The sequence below is a fragment of the Flavobacterium aquariorum genome, assembly GCF_003254745.1.
Taxonomy (GTDB): Bacteria; Bacteroidota; Bacteroidia; order Flavobacteriales; family Flavobacteriaceae; genus Flavobacterium; species Flavobacterium aquariorum.
In genome coordinates this window covers 195,574-212,733 of sequence record NZ_QKXH01000007.1, presented here as the reverse complement: position 1 = coordinate 212,733, position 17,160 = coordinate 195,574, and the positions used below count along the sequence as shown (strand labels likewise).

At 29.7% G+C, this 17,160-nt stretch carries 13 protein-coding genes; 10 read left to right on the top strand and 3 right to left on the bottom strand.

Features of this window, described 5'->3' with window-relative positions:
* Position 1: 1 nt before the first annotated feature.
* The 6 genes from DOS84_RS12430 to DOS84_RS12405 all read left to right on the top strand — a co-directional run bounded on the left by DOS84_RS12430 (position 2) and on the right by DOS84_RS12405 (position 5,586).
* Entirely contained in the window at positions 2–709 is a 708-nt protein-coding gene (locus tag DOS84_RS12430) for a 16S rRNA (uracil(1498)-N(3))-methyltransferase (RefSeq protein WP_111410439.1), read from the top strand.
* Positions 710–740: 31 nt separating this feature from the next.
* Positions 741–1,382: a DUF4159 domain-containing protein gene (locus DOS84_RS12425; protein WP_111410438.1), complete on the top strand. Its 642-nt coding sequence runs from the start codon at positions 741–743 to the stop codon at positions 1,380–1,382.
* 319 nt (positions 1,383–1,701) lie between these two features.
* Positions 1,702–2,652, top strand: a complete 951-nt coding sequence (locus DOS84_RS12420; RefSeq protein WP_111410507.1) for a zinc metalloprotease — start codon at positions 1,702–1,704, stop codon at positions 2,650–2,652.
* 34 nt (positions 2,653–2,686) lie between these two features.
* On the top strand, positions 2,687–3,835 hold the full coding sequence (locus DOS84_RS12415; protein ID WP_341537933.1) for an AI-2E family transporter: 1,149 nt from the start codon (positions 2,687–2,689) through the stop codon (positions 3,833–3,835).
* Position 3,836: 1 nt separating this feature from the next.
* Positions 3,837–5,018: a THUMP-like domain-containing protein gene (locus DOS84_RS12410; protein WP_111410437.1), complete on the top strand. Its 1,182-nt coding sequence runs from the start codon at positions 3,837–3,839 to the stop codon at positions 5,016–5,018.
* A gap of 1 nt (position 5,019) precedes the next feature.
* Complete coding sequence (locus DOS84_RS12405) at positions 5,020–5,586, top strand: hypothetical protein (protein ID WP_111410436.1); 567 nt, start codon at positions 5,020–5,022, stop codon at positions 5,584–5,586.
* A gap of 74 nt (positions 5,587–5,660) precedes the next feature.
* On the opposite strand, the gene DOS84_RS19090 is transcribed toward DOS84_RS12405, so the two are convergent.
* Both DOS84_RS19090 and DOS84_RS12400 read right to left on the bottom strand, forming a co-directional pair.
* Positions 5,661–5,831, bottom strand: coding sequence for a hypothetical protein (locus DOS84_RS19090; RefSeq protein ID WP_165830431.1), 171 nt, complete (start codon positions 5,829–5,831; stop codon positions 5,661–5,663).
* A 417-nt stretch (positions 5,832–6,248) separates the two neighbouring features.
* Positions 6,249–6,902, bottom strand: coding sequence for a M15 family metallopeptidase (locus DOS84_RS12400; RefSeq protein WP_111410505.1), 654 nt, complete (start codon positions 6,900–6,902; stop codon positions 6,249–6,251).
* 783 nt (positions 6,903–7,685) lie between these two features.
* Between DOS84_RS12400 and DOS84_RS12390 the strand changes: the two genes are divergently transcribed.
* The 4 genes from DOS84_RS12390 to DOS84_RS12375 all read left to right on the top strand — a co-directional run bounded on the left by DOS84_RS12390 (position 7,686) and on the right by DOS84_RS12375 (position 16,590).
* Entirely contained in the window at positions 7,686–8,024 is a 339-nt protein-coding gene (locus tag DOS84_RS12390) for a helix-turn-helix domain-containing protein (protein ID WP_243636375.1), read from the top strand.
* Between the two features lie 49 nt (positions 8,025–8,073).
* A complete protein-coding gene (locus tag DOS84_RS12385) occupies positions 8,074–9,324 on the top strand; it encodes a type II toxin-antitoxin system HipA family toxin (protein WP_111410435.1) in 1,251 nt (416 codons plus the stop codon).
* 146 nt (positions 9,325–9,470) lie between these two features.
* The gene (locus tag DOS84_RS12380) at positions 9,471–15,944 is read left to right on the top strand and encodes an ATP-binding protein (protein WP_111410434.1); all 6,474 of its coding nucleotides are present in this window, start codon (positions 9,471–9,473) and stop codon (positions 15,942–15,944) included.
* On the top strand, positions 15,898–16,590 hold the full coding sequence (locus tag DOS84_RS12375) for a hypothetical protein (protein WP_111410433.1): 693 nt from the start codon (positions 15,898–15,900) through the stop codon (positions 16,588–16,590). The genes DOS84_RS12380 and DOS84_RS12375 overlap by 47 nt, the downstream gene beginning before the upstream one ends.
* On the opposite strand, the gene DOS84_RS12370 is transcribed toward DOS84_RS12375, so the two are convergent.
* On the bottom strand, positions 16,556–16,894 hold the full coding sequence (locus tag DOS84_RS12370) for a hypothetical protein (protein WP_111410432.1): 339 nt from the start codon (positions 16,892–16,894) through the stop codon (positions 16,556–16,558). The two genes, DOS84_RS12375 and DOS84_RS12370, sit on opposite strands and share 35 nt — an antisense overlap.
* Positions 16,895–17,160: the final 266 nt, after the last annotated feature.

Below are 17,160 nucleotides of genomic sequence, written 5' to 3'. Positions count from 1 at the left end.
TATGCAATTATTTTATAACCCTACAATAAACGAAACGACCGAAACCTTTTCTTTTGATAAAGAAGAAAGCAAGCACATTATTAAAGTATTACGTAAAAAAGACAACGACATACTATATGTAACCAATGGTTTAGGCTTTTTATTTAAAACTGAAATCACATTAGCTTCTGATAATAAATGCACCGTTCAAATTTTAGAAATACAAAAAACGGAAGCACAAAAACACAAATTGCATCTTGCAGTTGCTCCTACGAAAATGAACGATCGTTACGAATGGTTTCTTGAAAAAGTTACCGAGATTGGAATACATGAAATCACTCCAATTATATGTGATCGTTCTGAAAGAAAAATAATAAACCAAGACAGGTTTGAAAAAATCATTCTTTCGGCAATGAAACAATGCAATCAAACGTATCTTCCAAAATTAAATCCTGCTATTTCGTTGAAAGAATTTATAAAAAAAGAAAACTCAGGAGAAAAATTAATGGCTCATTGCGAAGAGACAAATAAAAAATCTCTAAAATCTATACTTAAGCCCAAAACGGATTACACCATTTTAATAGGTCCAGAAGGTGATTTTTCGAACAAAGAAATAGAATTAGCATTAGAAAATAATTACATTCCAGTTTCTTTAGGCGAAACAAGATTACGAACAGAAACTGCTGCAGTAGTTGCCTGCCACAGTGTTGTTTTTACTAATGAGGATTAGATTTTAAAATTCAATACGATAATTATATTTTATGAAAAAGGCATTATTTTTATTCCTACTATCCTCTTCTTTAACCTGTTTCTCACAAGAAATTGCGTTGCTAAAATATAGTGGTGGTGGCGATTGGTATGCAAATCCAACTTCACTTCCAAACTTAATAAAATATTGTAATGCCAATATAAACACAAAAATCAAATCGAAACCCAGAACTGTTGAACCTAGCAGTCCAGATCTTTTTTCCTATCCATTTGTGCACATGACAGGACATGGTAATGTGGTATTTAGTGAAAGTGACATAACAAACTTAAGAAAGTATTTATTCGGTGGTGGTTTTCTGCATATCGATGATAATTACGGAATGGATCAATACATTCGTAAGGAAATCAAAAAAATATTTCCAAATAACAATTTAATTGAAATACCGTCAAGCCATCCAATATTTCAAAAACCTTTTGTTTTTGCAAATGGTTTGCCTAAAATCCATGAACATGACGGGACAAGAGCTCAAGCGTTTGGGATATTTGTCGAAAATAAATTAGTACTTCTATATACATATGAATGCGACCTCGGTGATGGATGGGAAGATCCTGAAGTCCATAATGACCCTTCAGAAGTTCGTGAAAAAGCTTTAAAAATGGGAGCCAATATAATAAATTACGTTTTCTCAAATTAATTTCGTCAAAATAAAAATTCTCTTTTCAATACTTTAACTCTCTTTTAGTAAAAATTAATGTTTTATATATAAATATTTTAACAAGTAAAAAAGTATTAATTTATATTTAATAAACTAAAAACAGGACATCTGATTTAATTTAGTATGTATAAAGCTACGTAATTACCCCCAAATTACTATTGCCCAAGTCAATAAAACCAGCTAATTAATAAAAACACGTAAAATTATTGTTAAATAAATTTTAAAAAATTAATCTTTTGTTATAAAATTGCATAATAATTAACCAAACAAACTTTTATTTAACAAAATGATTACCATTATGAAAAAATTAATTTTATCAGCAGCGGCTTGTCTAATGTTGTTTGCTTGTCAAAACGAGCAAACTGAATCACAAAACGATTCTACAAATGCAATTACCCAACGAAAATGTGCTACACAAGACGTTTTGGAAGCGCAATTGAAAGCCGACCCAACTTTGGCTATTAGAATGAACCAAATTGAAGCTTTTACTCAAAACGCTTTATTGACAAAACGTTTAGTAAATGGAAAAGTTGTAATTCCAGTAGTCGTCAACGTTTTGTACAGAACTGCAGCAGAAAATATTTCGGATGCACAAATACAATCGCAAATTGATGTATTAAACAAAGATTTTACTGCAACAAACCCTGATTTTGCAAATACGCCAGCAGAATTTGCAGGAGTAGCCGCAAATGTTGGTATTACATTTGAATTAGTAAAAATCAACAGAAAATCAACAACAAAAAGTTCATGGGGAACTAGAGATGCCATGAAAAAAACAAAACAAGGTGGACTAGATCCAACATCTCCTACAACAAACCTTAATCTATGGGTTTGTACTATTGGTGGAGGAATCCTAGGTTATGCTCAATTCCCAGGAGGTTCTTCTGCTACTGATGGAGTTGCAATAGATTCAAAATACTTTGGTTTATCAGGTACAGCAAATTATCCATACAATTTAGGAAGAACTGCAAGTCACGAAATTGGCCACTGGATGAATCTAAGACATATTTGGGGAGATGCATCTTGCGGAGATGATTTAGTTTCTGATACTCCAGTTGCTAAAACTTCAAACTTTGGAGTACCTGTTTATCCATACGTAAGTACATGTCTTCCTGCTCATAATGAAATGACAATGAACTATATGGATTACACTGACGATAGAGGAATGTTTATGTTCACAAATGGTCAGAAATCAAGAATGAGCGCATTATTTGTTTCTGGAGGAGCAAGAGCTGCTTTCGGAATTTAATTGCTTTGGGAATTTGATTTAATTTGTTATTAGAATGAAAAACTCGCTACTTATTAGCGAGTTTTTTTATCTTTATAACCAAATAAAAGATATGATAACATCCAAAATTATTGCAAATGGGATTTTAAGAGCAGTTACTACTTTAATCTTAACTACTTTACTTCTTTATTTTCTGTACCAAATTCAAAACGTATTAATTTATCTAATAGTTTCATTGATACTAACCTTAATTGGATTACCTATTTTAGATTTTTTCAAAAAAAGATTAAAATTCAAGCATGTTTTTGCATCCATTACCGTTCTAATAATTTATATTCTAATTATATTTGGTTTTGTAATGATGTTCATCCCTTTGATTATATCACAAGGGCAAAATTTATCTCTTTTGAATACAATTGAAATTGAAAAGAATAGTTTAGAACTTTTCAAACAATTAAACCAATTTTTGGAGCAACATCACATAGACACTGCTACTATTTTTGATGCTAAAAACTATAAATCAATACTAAATTTAAATATAATACCTAATTTTTTAAATTCTGTAGTAGGAACAATTAGTAATTTCGGTATGGGTCTTGGTTCTGTTCTCTTCATTACATTTTTCTTTCTTAAAGACAGATCTATATTTGTAAAAGGAGCAAAACTACTTATCCCGGACTCTCACGAAGAAAAAATTTTAAACTCTGTTGAAAAAATAAACACGTTGCTTTCTCGATATTTTATAGGTTTACTAATCCAACTTTTCATCGTTTTCATATTATATACTATTGTATTGTTTATTTTTGGAATCCCAGACGCATTTGTAATTGCTTTTTTGTGTGCTATTCTAAATATCATTCCTTATATTGGTCCCTTAATTGCTTCAATCTTAGCCGCAGTTTTAACAATGCTTAGCAACTTGGGTTCCGACTTTCAATCCGAAATCTTGCCCACTACCATTTATGTATTAATAGGCTTTTGGATTGTACAAGTAATAGACAATAATTTTTCTCAGCCAATCATTTTTTCAAAAAGTGTAAGTTCTCACCCTTTAGAAATATTTCTTGTCATATTGATTGCAGGCTTTTTATTTGGTATTATGGGAATGATTATTGCCGTTCCTTTATACACTATAATAAAAGTAATTAGCAAAGAATTTTTCCCAGACAATAAATTTATTCAACAAATAACAAAAAACTTATAAATTGAACCTAGACATTTTAGACTCTAAAATTCAAGAATTTATTGATTTAAATATTGGAGCCTCCATTTCAAAATTGGCTCTTCAAAAAAATCCATTTCCTACCGTGGAATGGATTTCAATTATAAATCAAATTGCCGCAAAATCAAAGGCAAAAGACAAACTGCCAACTTGGTTTTCCACTCAAAATATCATTTATCCAAGTAAAATATCCGTTGAACAAACTTCTTCCGAAAAGACGGCTTTCTATAAAAGCTCAATTGTTTCGGGTGACAATTTAATAGATTTAACAGGAGGATTTGGTATCGATGATTACTATTTTTCTAAAAAAATAAAAAACATAGCGCATTGTGAAATTAATGCTGAATTGTCCAGCATTGTTCAACACAACTGCAAGCAATTAAATAGCAATAACATTATTTGTTATGTAGGCGATAGTTTTGAAACATTATCAAAAACAAATACCAAATGGGATTGGATTTACATAGATCCTTCCAGAAGAAATGAAAGCAAAGGAAAAGTATTCATGCTAAAAGATTGCTTACCTAATGTGCCCGAAAATTTAGAATTTTATTTTAAAAAATCAAATTCAATCTTACTAAAAACGGCTCCAATATTGGACATCACAGCAGGTATTAATGAGTTAAACCATGTCAAATCCATACATATAATCGCTGTTGAAAATGAAGTAAAGGAATTATTGTGGGAGTTAAATAAAGACTATAATGAATCTGTTATTATTAAAACTGTAAATATTTTAAATGACAAAACAGAAACATTTGAATTTATTTTAAATGAAATTCATGAACAGCCTTCTTATAGTTTACCACAAAAATATCTCTACGAACCCAATAGCTCTATAATGAAATCAGGAGGATTTGACCAAGTAGGCCTTTTTTATGGATTGAATAAATTGCATAAACATTCCCATTTATATACCTCAGATGAGCAAAAAAAATTTCCAGGCAGAATTTTTGAAATTAAAAATTGTATTGCTTATAACAAAAGTGATATGAAACAATATTTAGAAAATCAGAAAGCCAATATTACTACACGAAATTTTTTAGATTCGGTTGAAAGCATCCGAAAAAAATGGAAAATAAAAGAGGGCGGAGATTTATATTGTTTTTTTACAACCGATCAAAATAACACTAAAATTGTTTTAATTTGCACCAAAATAAAATAAAATGAAACACATACTTGTTACAGCCTTATGCTTTTTAAGTTTTAATATTTTTGCTCAGAAACCTTGCGAATACGCTTCAAATGTTACAGATTCTCTTGGAACCTACAAATCCACAAAAGAATACTTAATTAGTGAAAAGGTTTTTGGAGGGAATTCCAATTACATTTTTTATTCTTTAGCTTTAACAGACGGACTACCAACGCTAACCTTACAATTAATACAAAAAAGTAAAGAATTCGTAAAAGCAAACTGTTTTGACAAAGATTCAAAAATATTTTTGCAACTTCAAAATGGAAAAATTGTTACTCTTTTGCATATAGACCAAGAAAATTGCGGTACTATGATACGAGATGACAAAGGCTTTGACAATAGGGTGAAGTCCGGAATTTTTATGTTTACAAAAGAGAACTATGACGACTTAAAAACATCTCCAGTTTCCTTAATGCGAATAAAATACCTCACTGACATTGAAGATATTATATTCAAAAAAGAATTTATAGCTGAACTAGACGGAAAAGTATACCATCCGGAAACTTATTTTATGGACAACTTACGTTGCATCGAATAAATATCTTCTAGTCAAAATAAAAAAACATTTTCAAATGATTCTTAACTCACTTGAAAATGTTTTTTTTATACATTCTAATTCTCTTGATTATCACTTTGCTTATCAATATTGATAACATAATTTTTCACATTTCGCACTACCAATGGAACTAGTAATCCGACAACAACCACTTCAACAAATGTAATTCCTGATCTATTTTCCGGTCCAATACATTTAAAAAAACTATTCTGTAATATCCTTTTCATCTAACGATTTATATTCTCTTGATCTTATATATAAAATTAAACATAATCATTACTTTAATTTTATAATGAATCAAAAACTGAAGTTAAAAGCATTTTTTTGCTCTCAATTGAATCCAATATAGGGGTTAACTTATCCGAATTTTAAATCATTGTTTTTAAATGATTTAGAGCGCGAAAGTAAAATATAAATCAATTAAACAACAATATAATCGATAAAGTACATGTTTTACATCTATTTTAAAGCTAATTCTGATAAAAAAAAGACAACTAACAAGCCTTTAGATAGTTAATATAATTAAATTTCAACAAGAAAAAGAGCTATTTAAATAGCTCTTTTTGTAACTCCTAAAGTGTAAGAACACAATAAAAAATTTTTTTTGAAGTAAAAAAAGAAAAAATTTAGAATAATAAATGAACCTATTTGCATTCCCATTTAAAATTGGAAACCCTGTCATTTAAACCAGCTTTCAAATTATAGTGCCACCATTCAGAATCAAAAGAATTAAAATGTTCCTTAACCATAACCTTTCTCAGCAGATTCCTATTATTTAAAATTTCTTTCGAAAAACCACGATAGCCATGACTAGCTTCTTTTCCGAAAAAATCAAAAGAAGTTCCCATGTCCAATTCTTTACCTTCGAAATCAACCAACGTGATATCTGCAGCCCCTCCTCTATTATGGATTGAACCTTTACTTGGGTTAGCTACATATTGTGGATCCGGAACTATCGCCCACATTTTTTTTTGAATATCCAAAGGTCGATAACAATCATAAAGTTTTATTTTAAAACCTTTCTTCATAAATCTTTCATTGGCCAAAATCAGCGCTTTTACAGTTTTATAACGCAAATAACATTCGGCACAATCATATACTTTAGATTTCAAAAAATTGTCATTTGTAGCGTACTTCATATCGTATATAAAATCTTGACTAAAGTCTTTTAAATTCACAAAAGTAGTATCATTTACATTCACCTTAGCTGCCGATACATTTGAAATTATTTGTGAATTACAGTTAATTAGGCTCAGAAGAAAAAGAAAAACGAATAGAGGCTTACAATAAGAAGTCATAGCTAATAAATTTTCATAAAAGTAGGAAAATTTAAAAGGATTAAAAAAGTAAAACCATTTAAAAACAAAAAAAGCCCCTAAAATAGAGGCTTTTTTGTGAACGCAGAAGTTTCCGAACCCGCGATCCCTTGTAAGAAAAGGCATAATTATTTTACAAATTTAAATTATTAACCCTAAGACATAAATAACTAAACTTCAGCGCTTATGCAATCTAAACCCCTATAAATACAGGGTATTAAGCAATACACTTCAATTTATATTTCTATTTTTCAACATACTAATAATGAACAGATTAATTTAATCATTTTCAAAACATATGAAATTTTTAGGGCAAATTCGTGGCAATTTGAAATGTAAATTTTAAAAACGCTTAAAATTACTAGGCTCAAACGTGTAGGTTCGAATCTTTTAGGCAAATTTCAATTTGTCAATAAAGTCTTTATTGAACTGCAATAACCTAAAATACTACGGAAATGAGTGCAATGTAATGGCAGAAACTCTATTAAGTCGTTACGATATCTTCACAAATAAAAATTAAAATGCATATAATGACAATCTATCAGCAAGTGAATTGAGAATGTTTATGGAAATCATGGTAGAAGTAGATTGCGGGAAATGTTTAATTTGATTGCATATGAAAAAGAAATTGATGATAAGAGAAATGAAGATCTAGGAGATAGTAAAAACAATAATTCTTAAAGAAAACAATTACTATAAATAGTCCTAAAAGATCATATAGCTTTAACTTCTAAAAAATAAAAACATATAATAATGTTTGTTATTATGAACATAAACATTATTTTTGTTCATAATAATGAACATATCAATAGTATGAACAGAAAAAAACAAACCGTTTTTCCTAAGCACCAAATCACGTTAGAACAGATGGGCGAAAACATAAAGCTTGCCAGGAAAAGAAGAAAGCTAACTGCTGTTCAGGTAGCAGAAAGAGCAGATATAGTTAGGACTACTTTATATCAAATAGAAAAAGGCAATCCTAGTGTTGCTATTGGTGCTTATTTTAATGTACTAAGAGTATTAGGGCTTCAGGATGATTTTCTTAAACTCGCTTCAGATGATGAACTTGGAAGAAAACTTCAGGATCTTGAACTATTAAAATAATAGTGTCAACATAACAAACTCTAATAATTAAAAAAGATAACTATTCATAATGTCCACCAACAAAACAGACATATACGTTTACGCACACTGGAAAGAAATGTCCGAATCAAAAATCATTGGTATCCTATCAGCACAACAAGCCAAAGGTAAAAAAGCATTCAGCTTTGAATATGATAAAGAGTGGCTTAAATCAGAACAAAAATTTATACTCGACCCGGATATTCAATTATACGGTGGTCCACAATACCCAAATCAAAAAGAAAATTTTGGCATATTCCTAGATAGTATGCCCGACACTTGGGGACGAACACTAATGAAACGTAGAGAAGCACAGTTAGCAAGAGAAAATAATGAAAAACCTAAAACGCTGTACGATATTGATTTTCTTTTAGGAGTATACGATGAAAGCCGTATGGGAGCATTACGTTTTAAAACAGATCCCGATGGAGATTTTCTGGACAACAATAAAACAGCGTCTACTCCACCATGGTCATCCATTCGTGTGTTGCAAAACGCAGCTGCTAATTTTGAAAATGATGAGGATAATGATGAGGTAAAAAAATGGTTATCCGTTTTAATGGCACCAGGTTCCTCATTAGGCGGAGCAAGACCAAAAGCCAATGTCTTAGACGCTGATAAAAGTCTTTGGATTGCCAAATTCCCATCTAAAACAGATACAACAGATAAAGCTGCCTGGGAATTCTTAGCCTATCAGCTAGCAATAAATGCCGGAATAGAAATGGCACCATGCCGAATAGAAAAAATAATGGGTAACTACCATACTTTTTTCACAAAACGTTTTGACCGAGAAAACGGAGAAAGAATACATTTTGCTTCTGCAATGACAATGACGGCTAATAATGAAGATACAATTCGTGACAATCACGCAAGTTACTTGGACATCGCTGAATTTATTAGCAATTACGGCGCAAACATAGAAGCTAATTTACATCAGCTATGGCGCAGAATAATCTTCAATATTGCTATTTCCAATACAGACGACCATTTAAGAAATCACGGTTTTATACTAACAAAAGAAGGTTGGATACTCTCACCTGCATATGACCTTAATCCATCAATTGACAAAGACGGTTTAGCTTTAAACATAGATACCGATAATAATGACCTTGATTTCGAATTAGCAAAAAGTGTTGGTGAATATTTTCGTCTAAACAAACAACAAATGGAAACCATTATAGAAGAAGTTTTGAAGGCAACAAGCAACTGGAAAACTATAGCTAAAGAAATAGGGATTCCTAGAACTGAACAGGAACTAATGGTAAAAGCGTTCAACATTTAGAAAGTTTAACAAGTCTAATTATGATTCAAGAAAATATTAAAAAATCCAAAAAAACTATCAAGCTATGAAAGAATTTAGGAGATATATAGAAACATTGAAGTTTGAGAAGTCATTAAATCATTTAAAAAGAACTTAAAAATGATTTAATGAGAGACGTTAAAACTATTTCAGAAGCACCAGAATCTAATGCCGGTGATGATTTCCATGTATTATGGACTTTAAAAAAATCCTTAAATTTATTAAATTTTGATGATAATGGTCTAAAAGCAATTTACATTGAAGGAGTTGAGCAAAATTTAGCAACAAAAATTGATGCAACAGGTGAAAAATTGCTAGGAGTAGATTTATTAGAATACTATGGTGGAGAAAAGTTCATAGAGGCAGAAAAAATAATTATTTCTCAACTAAAATACAGTACAAGAAGAATAAAACAAAATATTAATTTTTCTGAATTATATAAAGGCAAAAAAAGTGGAAATACTGATGGATCAATAATTCATAGATTCTCAACAATTTACAAAACGTTAATTGATGAGTTCGGAGAAGAATTGGTTTTAAAAAAAGTACAAATAAAACTTATCAGTAATCGATCTTTCAATAAATCGCAGATAAAATTGATCGAAGATTCTCAGGAATTATTAGCCAATAAAAAATCAATCTCCTTTGAAAATTTTAACAAAACAATAAAAATTTACAAGGAATCTTTTAAATCAATATTCAAGGCTACAAACCTATCAAAGATAGAGTTTCTTGGTTTCCTGAAGCTTCTTGATTTTAGTGAATGTGGTGAGAATTCTAGGAATGAGCTGGAACAGGGACTCATTATAGCGATAAGCAATACTAGTGTTACTTCTAAAAATCAATTTAATAGTTTATACAAATTGATTTGGAATAAAATGATGCCGGAATCAAAAGAGAATACAAAAATTACCTATGTCGATATCATTGCAAATCTAGGATTCAACAATGGTAGTGTAGAAAACTTATTTCCAGTTACCCAAAGTTTTGAAAAATTAAAAAATAATATAAAAAGAGAACAGCTTGATGAAATAATAGAAAAAATAGGGACTAATAAATCTGGTTTACCTATTTGTATTCACGGTGTCGCTGGAATTGGAAAATCTACTATTACAAAACAAATAGAGAATAATTTACCTTCTTATTCAGAATGTATCGTATTTGATTGTTATGGTGCTGGTGCATATCTAGACGCCGATGATAAAAGACACTTACATAAATATGCATTACAACATATATCAAATGAAATTGCTAAAAGATTAGGGACAGAGTTCTTAATCGTTCATAACGAATCTGATGAAGTTTATATTAAAGAATTAAAAAAAAGAATAGTTTCTGCAATCGGAATTTTAAAATCTAGAAATGAAAAAGCATTCCTTACAATTATAATTGATGCAGCTGATAATAGTATTACAGCTGCTCAAAAAAATGATGAAAAAAGTTTCGTTTCGGATTTGCTAAATATAAACTTACCGAGTTCTTGCAATATAATTGTAACTACAAGATCATATAGAAAAGCAACTTTAGGACTTCCGGATAAATATGTAGATATAGAATTACAACCATTCATCTTATCAGAATCTGAACAATTTCTAAAATATAGTTATCCTAGTAGTACTGAAACTGAAATTAATGATTTTCACAACTTAACTGGCGGTATTCCTCGTGTTCAATCTTATTCAATAGATTTAAAAAGTAAAGGAATTAATGAAGTAATCAATTATTTAAAACCCAATGGAAAAAAAGTAGAAGATATTATTGAAGAAAAAATAATTGAAGCAACAAAAAGGATCGGTAAAAATGGAAAGAAAAAAATTGATATTTTTTTTAAATATTTAATAACCCTACCTAGACCGGTTCCAATAAATTATTTACAAGAGGTATCTGCAATGTCAGAAGGTTTTTTAGGTGATTTAGCTACTGATATTTGGCATGGACTGATTTGTGAAAATAATCATTTTAATTTTCGAGATGAAGATTTTGAAAACCATATTCGTAATAAATATTCAGCAAGTATAAATGAATTAAAAGTTATTGCTCAATTATTTATCAAAAAAGCTGAAAAAGATGATTATGCATCAATTGGATTAGGCAATATTTTATTCATTGCAGAAGAAAAAGAAAAATTAAAAAATATTGTTTTAGAAAGAAGTTTTTTATCTGTACCACTAGATCCTATCCGGAACAAAGAGGTTTATATAAATAGAACTAAACTATCAATGAAAGTCAGTTCTTCAGATGACGATAATTTGACTTATTTTAAACTGCTTATGATTGCGGCTGAAGAATCTAATACTGACAAATCATTAACTGAACTTTTAATCCAATATCCCGATTTGGTTACACAGTTTGGAAATGAATCATCATTAGCAAGACTAAACTTCAAATCAGAAGAGAAAACATGGGCAGGATCATTTCATTTAAAGCTTGCCGGTATATATTCTAGACAACCTGATCAAAGAAAAATTGCTATAAAGCACTTAAATACTGCAAAAAAATGGTTGAATTGGAAGCACGCCTCTGTAGCAAAAGAAGATTACGGAAACTACAGAATTTCAAATATAGATATTGCGTATGAGACAGAAGCTATACTAAGAATATATGGAGCTGAAAATGCTTTTAACTCGATTAATAGGTGGAGTCCAAAAAGTACACTATTATCTGCAGGTAGATATTTAGCCGATAACATTCTATCTATGAGCACTGACACACAGTTAGAAAAATGGCTAAATTGCAACTTACGAATTGATGTAAAAATCTTCATTGTTTGTAGGCTATTCAGTTGTAAAAAGAAAATTGATTTTGATTTAACTGAATTAGCTTATATTTTGTTAAGAATTTTACAGAGAAATATTAAACTCCCTCTAAATTTTAATCTCTTAATTGTTGACTATTGTAACATACTTCTCCATTATAAAAGTCTTGATATTGCAGAAATATTAAATATCCTCTCGTTAATTAAGTATAAACTCCCTGACCGTGTTCCTCATTTTACTAGTAAATACTATGATGGTGAAGGCTCATCAGCGGTAAATCTTGCTATAAGAATAGAGACACTGACAGCTGCTTTAAATGGAAAAGTTAAAAACGTAAAAGAAATTTTACCTGAAAAATTTATTGACTTAGCTAAAATCAAAGATTATAAAGAAAGAAATTCAGTTGAAAACGATAAGAATGAATTTGAGAGCTTTTTTAAATATGCATTACAAATCCACCATCTAAAAATTGATAAATTAGGCAATTTTAAAACCGACGAGGATTGTCTAACAAAATTCTATCAAATTTGTAAAAATCTGGGAAATGATTATGAATTTAAAAGATATAATAGACACTGGAGCTTTGAAAGAACCCAATACTTCTCTGATTTATTATTTGAGATTGCTATTCATTTTCCTGATTCTATTCCATTAATTGAAGAGATATTTATAAACACTCAAAACATTACTTCAAAACTAACTCAGCGATTTAATGCACTTAAAATAATTACAATATTAGATGGCTATAATGAATTTTCTTTAAAAATATTATCCGAAATAGATTCTATACTTATTGATAGTAATAGTGGTGCAAAAGAAATTACGGATGACTATATAAAATGCAGTATATATGGTAATAAAATAGATATTGAAACGGGTACGTATTATTTTAACAAAGCAATAGAATCTGTTTCTGATATAGATTATGAAGCTATGTCACAAATAAGGGCTATCAGCAGCTTTACAGAAATCGGAATTAAACATCCTAATCCTGAATTAGCTTATTATTTGGCGCGGTTTATTGAATTCTGTCACATTAAACTTTCTTATTATGATACTGATCATTTTCCATATAAAGAGGGTTTAAAGTCTATCTTAGAAATTGATATACCATCGGCTTTTACAACTATTTGTAGATGGCATGATCGAGGTATTATAAAACTTGAAGACTTCATCCCAGAATTAATAACAAATGCATTAGAAAAAGGTTTTATCGATCACATTGTTGCGGGATCATTAATTCCACTTGATAATTATTATCATTATAATGACAATCAGATCAAACTTTATAAATTAGTCCTTTCAAAGTTTGATGAAAATCGAGATATTGAAAACAAGTCACAATTTGTGCAAAGAATTTTTAGGGATAATGAACTATCAAAAAGTGATAGCGTAATTCAAGTAATATACGATGAAATTAAAACAGGTAAATTTATAAAACCTGAAATAATTAATAGAATTAAAGAATATCTGGATTTTCAAGAAAGCATCACTGAGAAAAAGCAAGAATCAAATTCTATAAATGACTTTTCAATTACTGATTATCCACATAATATAAGCATTGACAATCTTGATCTTACATCAACTAACGAGTTGGAATCTGCCTTACAGCAAGTTTTAATCAATGCAAACGACTACCATAATAGATGGAAAATTGAAAACTTATTTAAAGACATAAAAGCCAAATGTTCACCATCTCAGTATGTCGCACATTTAGATGCCTTGGTTGATATTAGTTCTCAACTTTTAGAATCCGATTACTTTGAGAATATATTAAAAGAAAGGCTCGAAGAATGGGACATACATCCTGGCGTCAAAAAATGGAAAAAAGCTAATTTTAAATACGTATTACTCAACTGGTTTGAACATTTTGACGATGGTTATCGTTTGAGCCTTTGGAAAGTACAACAGTTTGCCAATATGTTTTCCGTAGATGACATTACACTTACAGAACATATAGTAAGTATATTACCTGAGAAAATCGATTTAATGACATACGAATCGATTTACGGTACTATTGAATTAATCAAAAACAGACTGACTATCGAAGAAAATGAAAATGTTCTTTCATGGGTACTGAAAAGATGGAATGCTAAAATTAAGCCTGAAATAGCAGATGGCCCATGGAACAATAATTTATTACCTCCCATAAACAATAATGAAATTATTGCAGGAGTTTTAATGTTTGTTTTGGCCAATCCTGACAAACGAATGCGATGGCGAGCAATTCACAGTATAAGAAGATTAGTGAATTTTGGAAACGTAGAAATTTTACAAATTTTACTTCAAAATCAAAACAATAAAGGTTGTATTCCTTTTCAAGATAAAAATTACCCACATTATTGGATGTCGGCAAAATTATATTTGTGGATAGCTATTGAAAGATTAAGTTCAGAAGTACCTGAACAATTAATCAATTTTAAAGATCAATTTTATACAGAGTTATTTAATATAGAGTTACCTCACTTACTAATCAAATATTTTATAAGAAGAACATGTCTTAATCTTTATTCTTTTGATAATAAAATTTATACAGATGATGAAAACTTAGCCATTAAAAAAAGTCTGAAATCAAAATTAAAAAAGAATGGCGAACAAAAGAAATACTTTCCTAAATATGAAAAAATATCTGAACTTGAAAATTACAAATGGCGTTTCTCTTTTGATAGAATGGATACAATACCTTACTGGTACAGCGGTGTAGGTAGTCATTTTAATATTTCTGGCGAAGAGGTTGCTGTAATTGCTGAAAAATATATAGTAGAGAAATGGGGAGTTATTGATAACCTATATGAAAATCACCTTGGAAAATTTAAAAATGATAATGATTATGGCTTGTTTGATAATAGAAAAGGTAGTCAATGTGTAATAGAAAATCATGAAACATATTATGAATATCACGCTATGTTTTGTGCAGCAAACGATTTGTTAGAAACTAAACCATTGCTTAAAAAAAACATGTACGAGTCATGGAAAGAATGGTTGAATTCAGAAGGAAATATCTGGAGCAATGTTTGGCAATCAGACTTGAGGGATTCTTTACCTTTAGAAAAAAAATATTGGCAATACAAATATGATGAATTTGATTCTAATTGGAGAGATAATATAAATGAAGAAGATTTTGATACTGAAGTCGGCTTAACTAATTTTCAAGAAACAGGTTATCTTACTCCATATTCTTATGTTTCTAAGTACATTGGTGAAAACCGTGAAACTGTATCAATAAAATCAGCATTAGTTTCACAAAAAGGTGCCCAAGCATTATTAGCAGCATTTCAAACTGCAAAAAATAGATACGATTATAATGTACCATTCGAAAATGAAGAACGCTCTAAAATAAACTATAGTGATTTTAAATATAAAGGTTGGTTGCGTCAAATAAGTTCGCATTTTGAAGGTTTAGATTCTCATGATCCGGAAACAGCCACTTTTGGCAAAGATTATGTGATTTTAGGCAAGGAGATTTGCAAAATATTTGATATTACATTTTCAGAAAATAACAAAGAAGCATACTATGAAAATCAAAAAATTTCAATTTATAAAAATTGGTATGATGTTACTGAAGAAAGATATCGCCGATACGACACTAATTTAGAAACTTATGCTGGAACATTGCAGGTAAAAATAAGTTTTCTTCTCAAATACTTATCCGTCATTAACAGTTCTCTTATAATTGAATGTCATATAAATAGACAACTCGAAGAAAAAAAATATCGAAATAGAAATCAACATGCTGTCGATGAAGATGAATCTTCATTTGATAAAAACACAAATACTAAAATATATTTAATAACACCAGATGGCACAGTTAAAACAATCAGAGGAAGAAATTATAAAATTGGGTAAGCGCCTAATAGAAGAATTAAAACTTGAGTATACTGTAAATACTTTGGCTAGATGGATGGTTCATTATCTGGCTGAATTAATTCAGAACGTAGAAAAATGTAAATCTGAACAAGAAAAGAAAAAATTGCAAAAAGAATGTTGTGATATAATTTTAAAAGTATGGTCACAAAAAGAGAATCTACCTATGCGACAACCACTGGAGGATTTAAAACCAATAATTGAATTATTAAAAGTATTTAAAAAGGATGACCTTTCATTTCTTCCAAATTGGCTTGAATATAGACATTTACCTAGTAATAATGAATGGGCTACTTTTGTTGATTTGGTAAAAAATAATACTGAAAAGCTATTCTTAACCGTCATTAGTACAAATTTAAATAAAGATTTATTATCAAAAACGAGTGATTGGTTTATAGAGAATAAAGATTTTCTTAGTGATGAAGAAAAAGATTTTTTGCAACATTTTGAAATGATAACTTGGTCAAATGATAGTTCGGGAGTTTATGACTTTAATAATTATGAATCGAAAATTGAAAGTTTATCGGTAGATGAAAAATATAAATTGATTTTTGATGAAATGGAAGAATTGATTGAGCAACAAAAACAAGAACTTAAAAAGCTAAAAAACACAATCTTGATTCGATGAAACAATTAATAATCCAAATGATATCCATTCTGCTACCGATACATGGAGCGGTTTTATATACAAAGGTAAAGTAGCTCTTTAGCCTAAGCCAGCCTGAATAAAGATTTTTTTTTTTGCCATGAGTAATTTTTGCCCTTCCCATCAGGACCTTACACGCTGTAAGTTCAACAAGAAGAATAGATGCAGCTTGTTCCATTGAAATATTCTTAGGTTTAAGAGCGGCATCTTTTTGATCTATGGAAATAAATTTTGCAAAGGCGCCAATATGGTAATCTGATGCTTTGGCATATATGATGGTTACCAACTTTTGGAGGGGATACCTTTTTTGTCACAAAAAGTTAAGGTATTAAACTTACGGACTTCTTTCAAAGGCTGTTTCAAGGCACTTTTCTGCAATTCATTCAATCTTTGAATCTACACCTACTTTTCCGCTTCCCTGACTTTTTCCTTTTTGCAATCTTTTGAATTCCAAACTGCAATTGAAATCTTAAATCTTCCTACTCCTTTCACTAAATTTATTTTTTTGATTTAAATATAAATCAAGTATAATACGTTTTTTTACAATCATTG